Origin of the sequence: Actinomadura luteofluorescens, assembly GCF_013409365.1 — a bacterium.
GTDB classification, from domain to species: Bacteria; Actinomycetota; Actinomycetes; order Streptosporangiales; family Streptosporangiaceae; genus Spirillospora; species Spirillospora luteofluorescens.
The window spans coordinates 8,186,528-8,202,673 of record NZ_JACCBA010000001.1; the positions used below are offsets into that span (position 1 = coordinate 8,186,528).

At 67.3% G+C, this 16,146-nt stretch carries 11 protein-coding genes and 3 pseudogenes; 5 read left to right on the forward strand and 9 right to left on the reverse strand.

The window, feature by feature from the left end; translation table 11 throughout:
- Window positions 1-9: 9 nt before the first annotated feature.
- Window positions 10-294 carry a hypothetical protein gene (locus tag BJY14_RS37755; RefSeq protein ID WP_179847978.1) on the reverse strand — a complete coding sequence of 95 codons (285 nt, stop codon included), beginning with the start codon at window positions 292-294 and terminating at the stop codon, window positions 10-12.
- Window positions 295-742: 448 nt separating this feature from the next.
- On the opposite strand from BJY14_RS37755, the gene BJY14_RS37760 reads away from it, so the two are divergent.
- The 3 genes from BJY14_RS37760 to BJY14_RS37770 all read left to right on the forward strand — a co-directional run bounded on the left by BJY14_RS37760 (window position 743) and on the right by BJY14_RS37770 (window position 3,252).
- On the forward strand, window positions 743-1,135 hold the full coding sequence (locus BJY14_RS37760; RefSeq protein ID WP_179841663.1) for a hypothetical protein: 393 nt from the start codon (window positions 743-745) through the stop codon (window positions 1,133-1,135).
- Window positions 1,136-1,412: 277 nt separating this feature from the next.
- Window positions 1,413-2,855: an AAA family ATPase gene (locus BJY14_RS37765; protein ID WP_312879618.1), complete on the forward strand. Its 1,443-nt coding sequence runs from the start codon at window positions 1,413-1,415 to the stop codon at window positions 2,853-2,855.
- Window positions 2,758-3,252 (forward strand): TOPRIM nucleotidyl transferase/hydrolase domain-containing protein, encoded by a 495-nt coding sequence (locus BJY14_RS37770; protein ID WP_312879619.1) that lies wholly within the window; start codon window positions 2,758-2,760, stop codon window positions 3,250-3,252. The genes BJY14_RS37765 and BJY14_RS37770 overlap by 98 nt, the downstream gene beginning before the upstream one ends.
- A 77-nt stretch (window positions 3,253-3,329) precedes the next feature.
- Here the strand turns inward: BJY14_RS37770 and BJY14_RS37775 are convergent.
- A pseudogene (locus tag BJY14_RS37775) lies at window positions 3,330-3,476 on the reverse strand (IS5/IS1182 family transposase); the annotation flags it as partial.
- Between the two features lie 231 nt (window positions 3,477-3,707).
- The gene (locus BJY14_RS37780; protein WP_179847981.1) at window positions 3,708-7,100 is read right to left on the reverse strand and encodes a type ISP restriction/modification enzyme; all 3,393 of its coding nucleotides are present in this window, start codon (window positions 7,098-7,100) and stop codon (window positions 3,708-3,710) included.
- A 386-nt stretch (window positions 7,101-7,486) separates the two neighbouring features.
- On the opposite strand from BJY14_RS37780, the pseudogene BJY14_RS37785 reads away from it, so the two are divergent.
- Window positions 7,487-8,659 (forward strand): annotated as a pseudogene (locus BJY14_RS37785) (IS3 family transposase).
- Between the two features lie 114 nt (window positions 8,660-8,773).
- Here the strand turns inward: BJY14_RS37785 and BJY14_RS37790 are convergent.
- The 4 genes from BJY14_RS37790 to BJY14_RS37805 are packed head-to-tail and all read right to left on the reverse strand — an operon-like array spanning window position 8,774 to window position 13,166.
- Window positions 8,774-9,931: a M20 metallopeptidase family protein gene (locus tag BJY14_RS37790; RefSeq protein ID WP_179847982.1), complete on the reverse strand. Its 1,158-nt coding sequence runs from the start codon at window positions 9,929-9,931 to the stop codon at window positions 8,774-8,776.
- Window positions 9,924-11,027, reverse strand: coding sequence for an amidohydrolase family protein (locus tag BJY14_RS37795; RefSeq protein WP_218905768.1), 1,104 nt, complete (start codon window positions 11,025-11,027; stop codon window positions 9,924-9,926). Before BJY14_RS37795 ends, BJY14_RS37790 begins: the two co-directional genes overlap by 8 nt.
- Window positions 11,017-12,306, reverse strand: a complete 1,290-nt coding sequence (locus BJY14_RS37800) for a glutamine synthetase family protein (RefSeq protein ID WP_179847983.1) — start codon at window positions 12,304-12,306, stop codon at window positions 11,017-11,019. Before BJY14_RS37800 ends, BJY14_RS37795 begins: the two co-directional genes overlap by 11 nt.
- Window positions 12,303-13,166: a MurR/RpiR family transcriptional regulator gene (locus BJY14_RS37805; protein ID WP_179847984.1), complete on the reverse strand. Its 864-nt coding sequence runs from the start codon at window positions 13,164-13,166 to the stop codon at window positions 12,303-12,305. Before BJY14_RS37805 ends, BJY14_RS37800 begins: the two co-directional genes overlap by 4 nt.
- Window positions 13,167-13,261: 95 nt before the next feature.
- Between BJY14_RS37805 and BJY14_RS37810 the strand changes: the two genes are divergently transcribed.
- Window positions 13,262-14,689 (forward strand): APC family permease, encoded by a 1,428-nt coding sequence (locus tag BJY14_RS37810; protein WP_179847985.1) that lies wholly within the window; start codon window positions 13,262-13,264, stop codon window positions 14,687-14,689.
- Window positions 14,690-14,910: 221 nt separating this feature from the next.
- On the opposite strand, the gene BJY14_RS37815 is transcribed toward BJY14_RS37810, so the two are convergent.
- Window positions 14,911-15,357, reverse strand: a complete 447-nt coding sequence (locus BJY14_RS37815) for an IS110 family transposase (RefSeq protein ID WP_246396258.1) — start codon at window positions 15,355-15,357, stop codon at window positions 14,911-14,913.
- Between the two features lie 373 nt (window positions 15,358-15,730).
- A pseudogene (locus BJY14_RS47855) lies at window positions 15,731-15,925 on the reverse strand (DUF6461 domain-containing protein); the annotation flags it as partial.
- Window positions 15,926-16,146 lie beyond the last annotated feature (221 nt).

Here is a 16,146-nt window from a genome sequence, read left to right on the forward strand (position 1 = left end):
TGTACTTGATCAGGCGTTGCGGTCTGTGCTCGAAGACTCAGTTGCATCCACGATGCGGTGGCGCGCGGAGGCGGGGAAGAGGGCATCAGTGTCGGCCTCGTCTTCCACTCGTACCAGCAGGTCGAGGCTCCACTGGAGCGCAGCCTCAAGCACCGTCCGCGCGGCTTGGCGCCTGGACGGCTTAGACGACCACACAGCCGGCAGCAGCACGCCGAACAACACGACGACCACGCTGAGGGCGATCAGGAGTAGGAACCAGCCCCTGATGGCGAGAGCCGCGACCAAGGAGATCATGGCACTGCTTGTGATTTCGAGAGACGTTGAACTAGGCCTCTTCACCGTCGAACCGGGGCGGCGCCCTTCCCTAGGGAGGGCGGTCGTCCAGGCCACGGCGACCGGTCAATAGATGGCCACAACAGATATTCTCTCGCACCTTCAGCTTGGCAGCGTCCGCCCTATGGCCGCAGGCGTGTCCCGTACCCGCCGGCTCGCTGCGGTTGCGGCTGGCGGTGGCGTGGCTGAGGGGTGGTCGTGCCCCCGACTGTCGCCCTGGAGTTGGTCATAAGCGTGATGTCCCGCAGGCAAATCCGCTCGATCGTCGAGTCCGAGCGGGTGAAATCTCGCTGTGGGAGGGTGCGGTCTCCAGCGGGAAGACCACCGACAGCCTCGTCGCGTTCCTCATCGCGGTGGCGCAGGCTCCAGAGAACGGCTGATCTTCTGCGTCGGCCGGACGCTCCAGACGGTGGAGCGGAACATCATCGAGGTGTTGATGCAGCCCCTCGGGCCGTTCGGGCCGTTCGGGCCGCTCGTGACGTACGTCGAGCACACCCGCGGCTCGAACGTGGTCACGATCTTTCGGCGGACCATGCACATGGGCGGCGCGAGCGACGTCCGCGCCGAGGGCCGCATCCACGGCGCCACCGCGTCCCTGATCTACATCGACGAAGCCACGCTGAACCCGAGAGCATCGTGCGGCGACGACGTCCGGATGATCCTGGACCTCAGCCCGATGTGCGGCATCGCCTACGACCCGCGCCTGCAGGCCTGGGCCGTCGAGGCCAGCGCCACCAACTGGCTCGTCTACAAAACAAACGATCAAGAGGCCGGTTCTCCGTGGTGGAGGTGCGGGCTCTGAACTGGTGTTTTGTCGGGACGGGCGAGATCTGAAGCCACGCCCTCTTGACCCCAGATGGGCGTGGATTCCACGATCGCCCGGGTTAACCAGCACGCCGCCGACGCCCGCAGTCGGCCTGGCGAGCAGGCCGAACCTCTTATCAGTCGGGCCGCGCGGACGTCCGGCGACTCCCTCCGGTTTACATGCCAAATTGTAACGGCGCACTGCGGTCAGTCACCGAATTGGGTTGCGGTGGGACGCCTGTGAGCAGTGAGGTTGGTGTGTGCGGATACAACGGGTGGCGATCAGGAACTATCGGTGTCTGCGAGACGTGGACATCCGCTTCGACGACATCACGACCTTCATCGGGCCGAACGGGGTGGGCAAGTCCGCGGTGCTGCGCGCGCTGGACTGGTTCTTCAACGGCCCGCCGGGAGGTCGTGGGCTTACCGAAGACGACGTGTGGGCCGGGGCAGAGCGGAAGCAGATCAGCGTCGGGGTGGAGTTCTCCGACCTCACCGACACGGACCGGAACGCGCTGGGCAAGTACGCGGCCGGTGACGTCCAGACCGTGTGGCTGTGGCGCCGTTGGGAGGACGGTTCCGACAAGCTGTCGGGACGCGCGCTCACCTACCCGCCCTTCGACGAGATCAGGGCCATCAAGGGTGCGATGGATCGCCGCAAGCGTTACAAAACGCTGAGCGACGAGGATCCCGGGCTGGGCCTGCCGCCCGTCAAGAATGCGCAAGAACTGGACGACGCGATGGCCAGGTGGGAGCGCGAGCACCCAGAGCGGCTTGAGGGGACGGAACTCGATTCCGACACTCACTTCTTCGGATTCGCCGGCCAAGCCAAGATGACCGGCCTGTTCGACTACGTATTCGTCAGCGCCGATCTGCGGGCCAGCGAGGAGGGACGGGATGTCAAGGGCTCCGTCATCGGGCGGATCCTGAACCAGGCCATCGACCGCAGTGAGGCGGAGGAGGAGATGGCCGAGCTGCAAATACTGGTCAACGCGAACCGGGAGAGCATCCAGAGCAAGCACTTCGGAAAGCAGCTGGAGTCCCTCTCTGATCAGCTGACCACGGAGATCGAGCAGCTGACCATGGGCCGGCGCGTTCAGGTCGACTCGCTCGTACCCGAGCTGCTGTTGCCGCAGGCGCAGTTCCAGGTCTCCATCCAGGACGGCACCGCGCGCACCCGGATCGACCAGCAGGGCCACGGCTTCCAGCGCGCCCTGCTCGTCACCGCCCTGCGTGTCCTCGCTCAGAGCGCCGTCACGGCAAGCGATCGCACGATCTTCCTCGCCATCGAGGAGCCGGAACTCTTTCAGCACCCGGTACAGGCCCCGCGCATTCGCGGCCGTCCTACGCAAGCTGGCCGCCGACACCGGCCACGGGGTCCAGATCGCCTACGGGACACACAGTCCGTATTTCCTGGAGACCGAGGGCTTCGCGCAGATCCGCCGGATGACACGCGAGTTCGCCCAAGGCGCCCCGTCCGTGCGGATCCATTCGACAACCGCCGACGACGTTGCGGCCCGACTCGACACAGTGCTGGGCCGAGACCAGATCGACCGGCGGCTGACGAACATGTACCTCCTGAACCTCCCCGAGGCGCTCTTCGGTCACGCCGTACTCCTGGTGGAGGGCAGCACCGACAAGGGTGTTTGGGAAGGTTGTGGTCAACGTTTGGACCCGCTGAAGAGACACAGCGTCGTGGTGGCCAACGTCGGCGGTAAGGACAACATCGCGCTGGCGCATGCGGTCCTTACCGAGTTGGGCGTGCCCTGCTACGCCGTCTTCGACGGTGATGCCAACTGCAAAGCGGAGACGCTCGAGGAGAACAAACGCAAGAACCGCCTGCTGGTCGGTTACCTCGGCGGGGTGCCAGAGGACTTTCCGGTGACGAAGGTACACGACTCCTATGCGGTCGCTCATGAGGACCTGGAAACGTATCTGCGCAGCGAATGGCCCGAATGGGAGGACGCACGGCGATCGCTCATCACCGACGGGCGCGGAGTGGACGGTAAGAACTGGGCCACCTACCGGCAGGCCGCCGTTGAGGCGGTCTTGGATCCGCCAGCGTGGCTTAGCGACGTGATCTCAAAGGTCCGGGATCTGTGCCCCGACGGGTGAGACGGCAACTCCGCGGAGCGAGAGTCCCGCCATAGAAGGTCTCGGATGGGCCCGGGCAATCCGAAAGTGAGCCTTTTTCAGCGTGATGCGGTCTCGCAGAGTTGCAATGTGTAGATGGCCTTGGCGAGACGTCCGGTGCGGTGGGGGCAGCGGAGCTTCCGCAGGATTCGCCATGACTTGAGCTGGGCGTTCGCGCGTTCTCCGGGTCTGCGGAGCTTCGCGTGCCTGCATGTCCGGGGGACGGCACCGGTCCTTGCTGCCGGTGGCCCAGCGGTGGCGGCCGCACCACCCCGGTGGCGTAGGTCAGGGCCTGACGCGACAACGGTAGCGAACAACCGTCCTACGAGGGCTTCTTGACGTCCGGCACTGCCTACATCGTCCGCGATCATGCTGTGATCAGCACGCACGGAACGGCCGCTGAAAAAGTCTCAGTCCCGCCTCGAGCGTCGAACAGGTTAATCTGCGGGCGCCTGTTGCTCGATATGCTGGAGGAGGGGCTGAGTAAGTGGGTCTCTGATCATTCGTGGTGCCGCTGTAGCGGTTATCGGAGGCGGAAGCACTCCCGCTGTGGTGAGTCTTGACGTGCTTACTGTTCGATGAGTGCAAATCCTTTGAAGGAGGTCCTTCTGCTGGTCCTCTAGGGCCACGCACCCGGTGAGAACCGCAGTGAGGGCGAGGAGTTCGTCGGTCATCGCGGCTGTCCAGCGTTGCGGCCTGACATGGTCAAGGGGCGAGGACCGGCCGTGGTACTCGGTGGTCCGGTAGTTCAGCCAGTGCCGTATTACTCGCATGCCCCCGACGTCGTATTCCCAGACGTCTAGCGTTACGGGGCGGATGCTGCCAGTGCCGATGTGTAAGGTCAGGGAGGTCGCGTCGTGAGTGATCTCTGCGGCCGAGCGGGAGGGCAGCGTACTTATCGGCGCGGGGTTATGGATGCCGAAATGCTGGGCGAGAGCTCGATGTCCACGGGGCCGGCTTGCGGCACCATCATGCTGGTGCTCGCCAAAGGTGTGCAGCCACAATAGGTGCCGCCCGAGATCGACGGCCTCGGCCCACAATGCGGGTTCCGTCGTCAAAGGTACACGGACGCCAGGAAGCCTCAGGTCTGCGCGGAACCGTTCGGTGTAGCCGCGGTGAGCGGTGACGGCGGCCATATAGGAGAGCAGGTCGCCGGGTGTGACTGTGGTCTTCAAGTTCTGCGAAAGTATGGATAGCAGGCCGGGGGCGATGTTGGTTGAGGTGTCCCTGGTGTCATGGGCGTTCCGGTAGAGCGGCCTTACGCCACCGCCGCGACCGTTGAAGTGATCCAGGTCGGGAATGTGGTTGGTGAATAACAGTCCTGGGCCGCTCTTGATGCTGTGGGAATCCTGCTCGTTCACATAGATCTGGTGGTCTGAACGTACGGCCCATAACGGCGGCCGAGGCATCTCCATCAGGCGGCTGTCGGGAATTATCCACTGCCGGTCAAACGGGCGATACGCGACCGGGATCGGTTCCGGGCAGGGGCCGGTCTCTTCAGAGAGTGATCCGCTGGCGGGTGGAAAGCCAGGGAGAGGGCAGGGCGCAGTGTCAATCTTGCGGTCGCGCCCCTCCTTGAATAGTTGGACACGCCTGGTGCCGGAAGCTGAGATTAGCTTGAGCCAGCGGGTCTTGAGCGTGTCTGGATCGGGGGCGTAGATCCATGAGCGACCTGGGGTTACGCCGCGTGATCGCCACGGCATGATGTCGCTGAGCGCTGGATACTGCGACCATTCGGGAGTTGCTTCCGGGAGGAAGGGCGCTTCCCAGCCTTTTCTGCAGGTCCGCCATTCCGGATCGTCCGGTCCGAGCGCGGCGAGCCGGGTCAGTTTCTCTTGTCGGCTTCCGTGAAGTTCCAGATACCGGACGATGGCCGGCCTGGTGGGTGCGGGATCGTTGGAGCGGCTGAAGACGGCGATGCAGAGTTGGCGACTGACCGCTGCGCCGAAGATTCGTGTTCCGGCTTTGGATCGGTTGCCCTCAGGTGACAGTTCGATGACCCAGCCCTCGTCGCAGATGCTCCGCAGGTAACGGCGGACACCGGCGAACGCCCTGCTGCTGATGAGGCTCGCTGGAACGATGAAGGCGACGACTCCCTGGTTGTGGTCGTCGTGGGCCTCGAATGCCTTCCAGATGGCCCAGCGCCAGAACAGCCACGGCATGCCGTGTAGATCGGACGTGTACCTGCCCATGCCGGGAGTGCGGAACTCATCCAGGGAGGGGCGAGTCCGGTTGCCGTCCGTTCCGGAGCGGCGGGGCTGCTCGATCCATGGTGCCTGCCCCTTGGTGTTCTCCACGTGGGGTGGATTACCGATCACCACCATGACGGGCACTTCGCGTTTGAAGCGGTTGGCCTCTTGGCGGGAGCGCTCCAGAGGCCAGGTGGCGGCGCCGCCTATGCGCCCTTGCTGTGCCGCAGGGTTCTCAAGGGCGTCGGTCAGGAAGCGGGTCTCCACGCTGGGGACCTCGGTGCTGAAGCGGGACAAGGCTTGATGGATGCGCAACTCGGTGATCGCGTAGGGAGCGACCTGTACCTCGAAGCCCACCAGCCGGGTGGAGAGCAGTTCGCGTAAGCGCTCGTTGCGTGCGCCGTCTCCTTGGGCCTGGCCGATGGTGTCGGCGACACGTTGGACGACCTCGACCAGGAAGGTCCCTGTGCCCATCGCGGGATCGACCACGACGACGTCGTCATCGGCGAAGCCCCATGGTCTTGCCAGCCGGCTGCGCAGGATCTGGTCAACGAAGTCGACCATGGCGTGCGCCACGGGTTCGGGTGTGTAGTAGCTGCCGCTCTCTTTGCGTCTGCTCGGATCGTAGGCGGCAAGGAACTTCTCATAGAGATCGACGTAGATGCTTGGCCGGACACCCTTGGGCCGGTTGAAGTCGACTACACCGATGATGCGGTGCAGGGTGTCGATCGTGCGGAGTTCCTCGACGGCGGCGCTGTCCAGCAAAACCTGGAAGGCCCGCCCGATGAGGAGGTGTTTCTTGCTGAGTTGTCGGCCGATCTCCAGCAGCGGCGTGCCTTGAAAGACGATGCCGTCCAGTCGGGCCAGCAACATCGCAAAGACGATGGTCTGGGCATAGGCGTCGGCAAAGCCAAGGTCGTCCAAGCCGGGGAAGAGCAGGGCACGCCAGTCCTCGGCGAGCAGGCTGAGTCCTTCGTAGGCGCGATGATCGGGCGAACCGCGCAGAATCGCCGCGACTTCGTCGCGCAGTAGCCGGCAGAGACCTGCGACTCGCCGGATGAGTTCGGGTAGTGAAGTCAGCCGCTTAGGCTCCCAGCACAGAAAATCAAGCACGAGATCCGAGAACCCGGCGCCGGAGAGACGAAGAGGTTTACGTGGATCGGTGAGGTCACCGTCAATACGAAAGAGATTCTTGCATTCACCGAACGAGTAATGTGCCCACGCTGTGCCATCGGTGTAGATCAGGTTGGGCAGGGCGCAGAGCCGTTCCCACTGTTCTCGCTCACGTTTGTTCGGACGCCACTCTTTGGTGCAGGGCACGCCCCGGTTCGGGGCTTTGACCTCCAGGTAGCCCACACGGGTGTTACCGAGATCAACGGCATAGTCCGGGCGAGCGCGGATGTCCTTCAGTAGCACCTCGCCGTAGGCCACGGCGTCAAGTCCGAGCCTGAGTGCTACTCGCTTCAGCAGAAGCTCCAGGGGTCCGCGAAGCTGATCTTCCGGGGCCCCGCCTCGGCTCAGCTTCTCCATGACGTCGGCCCCGAAACTCGAGACGGCGTCCTCGACCGTGTATCCGGGCAACGGATCACGGCGTTGGCTTCCGGCCATGAAGGATCCCGCCTCCCACAGCAGCGAATCCACCCTGCCTGGAGAATGACCCGCGGCTCAGGTTGGCTCAAGAGCCTGCCTTAAACTCTTTTGGCCGCATTGGGCAACGAACACTGGATAGCGCACTTGTATGGGCCAGACTGACGGCCGCAGGAATGCCCAAGCTGCTGGGGCGTAGATCGCGCATGAGAGCACATCTGGTCGGAGTGTCACCGGTTTGCTCCGGTGGCCTCACCGCCTGAGGAGCGGGACCGCGACGGCATGCTCAAAAGGTGGCATCTGCCGCGATTCGCAGGGCTCTCAGGCGAACGCGCCGTGAGCTTCCCCCGGTTCCACGGACACCTTGATCTTCCCCTGGTTTTTCGGACTTGATTGTTGAGAGACTGCGGACTTGGTGATAGCGAAGGAGACTCCGCCTCATGCCCAAGCCGTATCCGCCCGAGTTCCGACGCAAGGCTCTGGACCTTCTCGAATCCGGGCGGAACGTCCGCGATGTCGCGGCGGCGCTCGGCATCGCCGAGTCGTGCCTGCACCGGTGGCGTTCACGCGATCTCATCGAGCGGGGACTCAAAGCCCCCAGCGCCGGAGCGGTGGAGTCGGCGGCCCTGGCCGCGGCCAACCAACGGATTCAGGAGCTGGAGAACGAGGTCAAGATCCTGCGCAAGGCGGCGGCCGCGGTCGAGGAGGTGGTGCCCCCAAAACGGCGGTTCGAGCTCGTGACCGAGCTCGCCGATGAGGGAGTCCCGGTCAAGCAGTCCTGCCTGGCCCTGGGCGTCTCCCGCTCGGGATACTACGACGCCCGGTCCCGGCCTCCCTCGGCGCGGGCGATCAGGCATGCCTGGCTCACCGATCTGATCGGCACCGTCCACCAAGCCTCGCGGCAGACCTACGGGTCACCCCGCGTCCACGCCGAGCTGGTGCAGGTCCACCAGATCACGGTGGGGTGCAACACCGTGGCCATGCTGATGCGGCGCCAGGGCCTGTCCGGGCTGCCGCTGCGGCGCCGCGCCAAACGGGCTCCGGCATCGACCGTGGTCACTGACCTGGTCAACCGCAACTTCCATCGCGACGGCCCGAATCTACTGTGAGTCACCGACATCACCGAACATCCCACCCGGGAGGGCAAGCTCTACTGCTGCGTGGTGATCGACGCCTTCTCCCGGCGGGTCGTCGGCTGGGCCATCGACTCGCGCCAGCGGGCCGACCTGGCTACCAGCGCCCTGGGCATGGCCATCGACTCCCGCAGCGAGAACGGCCGGATTCCCGGCGCCGTCATCCACGGCGACCACGGCATCCAGTTCACCTCATGGGCCTTCACCGAACGCGCCCGAAAGGCCGGCCTGCTTCCCTCTCTGGGAACCGTCGGCGACCCTTACGACAACGCCGTCGCCGAAGCGTTCTGGGGCAGGATGCAGACCGAACTGCTCAACCGGCGGCGCTGGAACACCCGCCTCGAACTCGCCAACGCGATCTTCGAATACATCGAAGGCTTCCACAACCGCACCCGGCGCCACTCCGCCCTCGGCTGGAAGTCACCACAAGAATTCGAACAACACCACCAACTCCAGGCCGCCGTCTCCTCACAAACGTGACCGGAAAACCAGGGGAAGATCAGTCGGCATGCCCGAACCCAACCCCATTCCAGGCAGCCACCTACAGCCCCAGGTTGACAGCGGGAGTCTGCATCGTGCACCTGCTGCGCAACATCATTGCCAGGCGTCGTCGACGAGGGGCAGCGCGGCGAGCACCCCGGCGGCCATGGCCCGGGCGGTCAGCTCGACCGCATCGTCCGCAGGCAGGAACTCCGCGTGGTGCAACGCCGCGCCGGCTGAGGACACACCCGCGAACATCATCACCGCGGGCGCCAGTGCGCCGAAGTAGGAGAAGTCGTCCGCGCCGCAGGACCGCAGTGGCGCGCTGACCGGCATCGCCTGGGCGTGCAGCCGTTCCCGCACGGCCGCGCTCAGACCCGGGTCGTTGTTCAGCACCGGCTCGCCCGGCGTCATCTCGACGGCACCGGCGCACCCGTGCGCCGCCGCCGTGTGCTCGACCGTACGGATGAGGTCCTTGTGCAGCCGATCCCGGTCGTCCGGATGCAGGGTTCGGATTGTGCCGCGCGACCGGACCTCCTCCGGGATGACGTTGGGCGCGGTCCCGGCGGACAGCTCGCCCACGGTCACCACGGCGGCGTGGGTGGGATCGGTGTGCCTGCTGACGAGCTGCTGGATCGCGGTCACGCACTGGCAGAGCGCGAGCACCGGGTCGGCGGCGAGGTGCGGATAGGCGCCGTGCCCGCCGTGCCCCTTGATCGTGATTGTGAACTCGTCGGCGGCGGCGTTGATCGGCCCCGCGTCCACGGCGACGGTGCCGTCGGGGATGCCGGGGTGCACGTGGACCGCGATGTAGGCGCGTACGGTCTGCGCCGCGAGCGCCGCGTCACGGGCGACGTCGAGGGCGCCGGAGGGGTACACCTCCTCGCGCGGCTGCAGGATGCCGAGTACCGGCAGCCCGGTACTCCGGGCCGCCCGCAGCAGCGCGGCCAGCGCGGCGAGATGCACGTCGTGGCCGCAGGCGTGCATGTAGCCGGCGCGTGCGGCCCACGGCACCCCGGTGCGCTCGTTGATCGGCAACGCGTCGAGTTCGGCGCGTACCGCGATCGTGGGCCCGACGGGCCCCACCCGCAGCAGGCGGCCGGTCTCGGCGACTATGACGCCGGGCTCGCGGACGAACGCGGCGACCCGTTCGGCCGTCGCGTGTTCCGCGCCGCCGGGCTCGGGGTTGGCGTGCAGGCGGCGCCGCAGCTCGACCGCCTGGGGGATCTCTTCGCCGAGCGCCGCGAACAGGCGCCCGGCCAGGTCACCCATGGACATCCAGCCCGTAGACCCGAAGCGCGTTTCCTCCGCAGACCAGGGATGTGATCCGCGCGACGTCCGCGGCGTCGACGTGCCCATCGTCCTGCCATCGGGCGAGTGTCGCGGCCAGTCCCCGGCGGAAGAGCAGGGAGCCGAGCAGGTACAGCTCGGGCAGGCCAAAGGCGTCGGAGCTGAACAGCACCTTGGTGTAGGGCGCCAGCTCCATCGACTCGGCGATCACCCGTTCCGCCGAGGGGCCGGTGAAACTGACGGCGAGCCCCACGTCGAAGTGGACGTGCGGGTACACGGCCGCGAGATACCCCGCCTCACGGTGGTAGGGGTAACAGTGCAACAGCATGATCGGTACGGAGACGGCCCGGATGAACTCCGTCATCAGCGTCGGATCGTTGCGGTACAGCACGATGTCGGGGTCGCCGTAGCCCACGTGGAACTGCAGCGGCAGCCCGAGGTCGACCCCGCACCACAGCGCGTGCCGGAGCAGCACCGGGTCCTCGACCCGCCCGCCGGCGCGCAGCCAGGCGTCCGCGGCGGCGAGCACCTCCCGGCGGCCGGGCCGCGCCGGGTCGAAGTCCAGCCCGTGGCGGTAGGCGATGATGGACTTCAGCCCGACGCTGCGGCTCTCGGCGCACTCGGCGGCGAGCGTCGCGCCGAAGCCGTCTGCCAGGTGCGCAGCCCCCTCCCAGGCGGTGCTCTCGAGTACGGCCTCCAACCGGGTGATCTCGCGGGTGCTGACGTCGCCGATCCGCTCCATCTCCGCCGGGGTGAGCAGGTCGGCCGCCCGGAATCCGCAGTCGAGGAGGAACGTGTCGATCCCGGCCGCGGCGAGCAGCCGCCTGGCCACCTCGGCGCAGCCGAGTTCGTTCCGGCGGGCGAGGTAGCCGCCGGGCGCGGCGTGCGGAGGCAATCCGAGGACCGGCGCGCAGTGTGCCCGGATCGCGAGCCCGACCGGACTGTCGAAGTGGCTCGTGCCCGGGGCCGGCGGTGTCGTCGCCTCGGTCGCGAGCTGCTCGAACTCCTCGCGACCCAGGTCGGTGCGGATGAGTCCATGGCAGTGGTGGTCGACCATGACCAGGGAGTCAGTAGACATGCGCGAGCACCTCGTGGACGTCTTTGGTGGTCTCGGCCAGCGCCAGCTCGGTGTGCTTGACGGCCTCGAAGCAGGCGAGCAGGCGCGGTGGGAACCAACCGCGTACGGTCTCGTCCGCGGCGAGCGCGCGCAGCGCGTCGGGCAGCGACGCCGGAAGTGGCGCGAACCGGGCGGCGGCCCGGCCGTGCTCGGTGAGCTCGCCGACCTCCCCTGTGACCGGCTCCGGTGGGATGAGGCCGCCAGCGATGCCCGCGGTGCCGGCCCGGATCAGCGCGGCGAGCAGCAGCCAGGGGTTGGCGGTGGCGTCGGCGGCACGGTATTCGAGGTTGGCGGTGCCGGCGGCGCTGTTCACCGGCGAGCAGATCCGCACCATCGCCTCGCGGTGACGCAGCCCGAGGAAGGCGCCGCCGGAGCTCCACTTGTGCGGCCGTAGCCGGTCGTAGGAGATCACGCTCGACGCGGTCAGCGCGACCAGCGCCTGCGCGTGGTCGAGGATCCCGGCGGCGAACGCCCCGGCGGGCGCGGACAACCCGCCCGGCCCGGTCGGGTCGTGGGTCGCGGGTGTCCCGTCCGGCTGGAGGAGGCTCACGTGCACGTGCACGCCGTTGCCCGTGCCCCCGGAGACGGGCATCGGCGTGAACGACGCGCGTCGCCCGTGTCGGGCCGCGACGTCGCGGACGAGTTCGCGCAGCAGGATCGCCTGGTCGGCGGCTGCCACCGGCGGTGCCGGCCGGAGGGTGACCTCGTACTGGTTGGTGCCGTACTCGGGCAGCCAGTTCTCGGGTTCGAGCCCGGCTGCTCCCAGCGTCGCGACTAGCGTCGAACCGAAAGGTTCGGCCGCGCGCAGGCCACGAATCGAGAATGCTGGGTACGGCTCGTGGCCGTCCAGGGTGAACTCCTGCTCGAACGACACCAGCAGGCGCAATCCGGTGGCCGCCTCGAAGTCGCGTACCGCGTTGCGGAGCGTCGTGCGGGCGCAGCAGTCCCACGGCTCTCCATCGCAGGTCACGGAGTCGGCCAGGTAGAGGGCGAGGGCGCCGCCGCCGAGCACGGGCTCGATCTCGGCCCGGGTCGCGGGGTCGGGGCGCAGCCTCAGGTCGCCCGCCGAGCCGAACGGGTTGGGGTCGGCGATCTCACCGAAGGCGGTGAGCGCCAGGTTGGCGGGCACCCAGCCGACCCCGGTGGTGAGCCGGTCGGACAGATCCTCGACGGGGAACGTGCGTCCGCGACAGACCGCCACCAGATCGCTCGTCGCGACGCAGACAAGGTCCTTGGTCAATGTTCTCGTACCTCCCGGTCGGCCGTAAGAAGCTGGTCGAACTCCGAAACCCGCTCGCGCGGCACCTCGCCCATCTCGTCGACGATCGCGGCCACGAGCGCCTCCACCAGGGCCATCGCCGGGGTCAGGGCGTCGAACGGCGACGGCGTGGTGACGGTCGCGGGCAGCACGACATCGGCCACCGCCGCCGCCGGGGACAGCCAGGGATCGGTGAAGAGCACGACCTTGGCGCCGCGAGCCGCGGCCTGCTCGGCGAAGCGGACGGTGTCGGACTGATAGCGCCGGTAGTCGAACACGACGACCGTGTCGGACCGGCCGATGTCGATCAGATATTCGGCGTGCTCGTGGACGCCGCCGGAGACGTAGGTGGCGCGCGGGCGCAACTGCCGCAGGTGCATGACCAGATAGCGCGCGAGAAGCGTGCTGAAGTATCCCCCGATGGTCCACGCGGGCCGGCGGCCGTCGGCGAGCAGCGCCGCCGCCCGCTCCAGTTCCCCGTCGGGCAGTTGGCTGAACGTCTCGCGTATCCCCCGGCTGAACATGTCGCGCGAGCGCGGGCCCGGGGCTTCGTCGAAGCTGGTGTCGTACTGGGTGAGCGGCGAGGTCAGCCGGTCCTGTAGCTCGATCTTGAGCGCGGTCTGGAGGTCGGCGTAACCGGCGAAGCCCAGCCGTTGAGCGAGTCTCAGCACGGTCGGGGCGCTGACCGTGGCCCGCCGGGCGAGCGCCGCGACGGGTTCGAGCGCGACGGTCGGGTAGCCCGCCAGCAGCGTACGGGCGACCTTCTGCTCGGCGGGGGGCAGCGTGCCGACGAGGGCGCGCAGCCGCTCGGCCAGCGTACGGCCCGGCTCGGACTCTGTCATACTGCAAATCATTACATCAACTCCTATTGACAGGCAACCTGTAACGAAACAAATATGTACGCTCACAAGCTCACAAGCCGCTGAGGAGGCACGTCGTGCGTCGGAATCTCACCTTGTGGGGGGCGCTCGGGCTATCCCTCGCCATCACCGCCCCCACCCTGGCCATGGGTCTCAACGGCGCGTTGCCCGCGAAGCTCGCGGGCCCCGCAGTGCCTTTGGTGTTCCTCATCGGCTTCGTCGGTGTGGCGGCGGTGATGTACGGGTTCGTCCGGCTCACCCGCTACTTCAACCACGCGGGCTCGGTGTACGCGCTGGCCGGGGTGACGATGGGGCCGCGGGCCGGCTTCTTCGGCGGGTTCGCGCTCCTCGGCGTCTACACCGCCCTCGCGATCAGCACCTTGGGGTCGACGGCCCAGTTCGCGAAGGTGTTCCTCGCCGACGCCGGGGTCCATCTCGACATCCCCTGGCCGGTCATCGCGCTGGCGACACTCGCGTTCGCGACCTATCTGGCCACCATGGACACCCGCAACGCGACCCGCGTGCTGCTGGCCATCGAGTCCATCGGCATCGTGCTCATGCTGGTGATCGTGGTGGTGGTGTTCGCCAAGCTCGCGGGGGGAGACGCGCCGCGCGGGCAGACCTTCAGCTCCGACGTGCTCGTGCCGAGCGGAGTCTCCTTCGGCGCGATCATGGCGGCCACGGTCTACGCCTTCCTGTCCTTCGCCGGCATCGAGGGCGCGGCGGCTCTCGGCGAGGAGACCCGTGACCCTCGGCGCAACATTCCACGCTCGATCATCGGCGCGGTGCTGTTGACCGGCGTGCTGTACTTCGTGGTGATGCTGGCCCAGACGCTCGGCTTCGGCACGGACGCGGCCGGGGTGAAGGCGTTCGGTGAATCCGGCGCGCCACTTGCGGACGTCGCCAAGTCCTACGTCGGAAGTACCGTCGCCACCGCGTTCTCCGGCGCCGCGACCGTGAGTTCGTTCGCGGCGACGCTGGGGTGCGTGACCGCGGCGAGCCGGATCCTGTTCGCGCTCGGCCGCGACGGCTTCGGGTTCGCCGCCTGGGCCCGGGAACCCCGGCGCGGCGGCACACCGATCCCGGCACTGCTCACGGTCGCGGCCGTGTCCGTGGTGGCCACGCTGGCCCACGCGATCGCTGGTACCTCGCCGTTCGATATGTACTTCTACTGGGCCACGCTCGGCGTGATTGGCCTGCTGGTCGTGTACGCGGTGACGAGCCTCGGCGCGCTGCGGTACCTGTTCACCCGCGGGCTGGCCCCGCGCTGGGAGGCGGTGATCCCGGTCGTGGCGGTCGCCTATCTGGCCTACGTGTTCTACAAGCAGGTGTGGCCAGTCCCCGACCCGCCGTACAACCTGTTCCCCTACATCGTCGCGGCGTGGCTGCTCGCCGGGGTCACGATGATCGTGTTCCGCCCGGAGCTGACCCGGCGCATCGGCGAGGGCTTCGAACGCGCCGAGGGCCTGCTGGACAACGAACCCACGGCCCCGTCGAACACCTGACCGCCCGCGCCGCCCCGCACCCTACCTGTCAGCGTGGCCTCACCGTGCTATCCCCGGGTGGGGCCACGCCCACAGCCAAGGTACAGCGGCGCACAGGCGCTTGACGTGGAGGCCCGGACGATGCGGCGGTACGGGCCATGTTCACACGTGAGGTGCAGCGGCGCGCGCATCCACGAAGGTCCGTCATCGGATGTGGGTGGTTCCGACGACCCCCCGTCTAATTACAGCGCCAGTGTTCCGGGCGTTGACGTATTGCCCTTGTGGCTTGTGTCCATACATAGCACTCCGCGCGGAGTACGGCCTTGGCCAGGGCCATCATGCGGTTTCGCGACGTGGAGGGCGTCGATCGAGTCGGACTCTCCCTGGAATCGGCGGGTCCTGGCGGTCGAGGCATCCACTTCCACGACCTGCACGTTCTGGTCGGCCAGTAGCCGGGCCAGCCCGGCACCGTAGGCACCGGTGCCCTCGACACCGATCCGCAGCAGGTCCCCGAACCGGCGCATCCAGGCCAGCAGAGCGGCGTAGTCGACCGCTGTAGCGGGGAACTGCTCGGTGCCCAGCACTCGCCATACCTGGTCGATCACGGCCGAGGTGTGAGGGTCCAGATGGGTTCGACACCGCCGACGAATTCGAATACGGCCTGTGCGGGCGGAGACCAGCCGGGGCATCAGAACGTGGTGACCGGCGTATTCCCGTTGTCACCGTGGTTTCGCGGCGGTCCCCTGGGCGTCTGGGCGCAGACGAGTCATCTCGATGCGCCATGGCGGTGCCCAGGTCGGTCGTAGGCGGGGGCGGGGGCGGTCGTGGTGGTCGGAGTCGTAGGCGCGAGCAGCGTCTTGGGGCGGTCCGGCCAGGGCCGGGACACCGGGGCCGGTTTGTGTTGTTACCCGAAGCCATCAACGCACGCGCTAGGTGCGGATGAACCAGGTACTGCAGGTCTTCCCAGGACCAGCGTGCGGCTGGATTGCTCTCGGGGTCACACCCGAATCGAAACCGTTTCTGATAGTCGGGGCGGAGGCTGAGCAAGGTGTTGATGCCAGTGACCAGGCGCCCGTCTTCGGCGTAGCGGAACTCGACCATGGGCTTTTCGTTCGCGTGCAGCACCACGGCCGTCGCGCCGACCGAGACCCTGCGCACCAGGTCGTCGTCTTCGACGCACAGCCAGCTTCCGTGCTCCCACGCCCATGCCCACGACGCGTACTGTCCGGCAGATACCACTAGGCGTCGTCGTAGCACCCTCGACGACCCGCGCGCCGTGGCACTCCTATTGACGGACCTGCTGCGGGCGCTGCAGAGGAGGTAGAAGCAGAGCCTAGATGGCTGAATATGCGGGCCCGTGCCCCGAAGTCGGAGGAACGATCGGAGCTTGGGGCCCCTCTGCTAGCAGCGGACCGAGCAGCGCCGCCGATCCACCCCCGCGAGTCCTGGCCGCTTCTACCATCTCCGGGTCCGGGTCG

Bases quoted from the DNA above. Each gene is read 5' to 3' on its own strand.
- BJY14_RS37795 (WP_218905768.1), bottom strand. From the start codon at position 11,027: ATGTCTACTGACTCCCTGGTCATGGTCGACCACCACTGCCATGGACTC.
- BJY14_RS37815 (WP_246396258.1), bottom strand. From the start codon at position 15,357: ATGCCCCGGCTGGTCTCCGCCCGCACAGGCCGTATTCGAATTCGTCGG.
- BJY14_RS37790 (WP_179847982.1), bottom strand. From the start codon at position 9,931: ATGGGTGACCTGGCCGGGCGCCTGTTCGCGGCGCTCGGCGAAGAGATC.
- BJY14_RS37805 (WP_179847984.1), bottom strand. From the start codon at position 13,166: ATGACAGAGTCCGAGCCGGGCCGTACGCTGGCCGAGCGGCTGCGCGCC.
- BJY14_RS37755 (WP_179847978.1), bottom strand. From the start codon at position 294: ATGATCTCCTTGGTCGCGGCTCTCGCCATCAGGGGCTGGTTCCTACTC.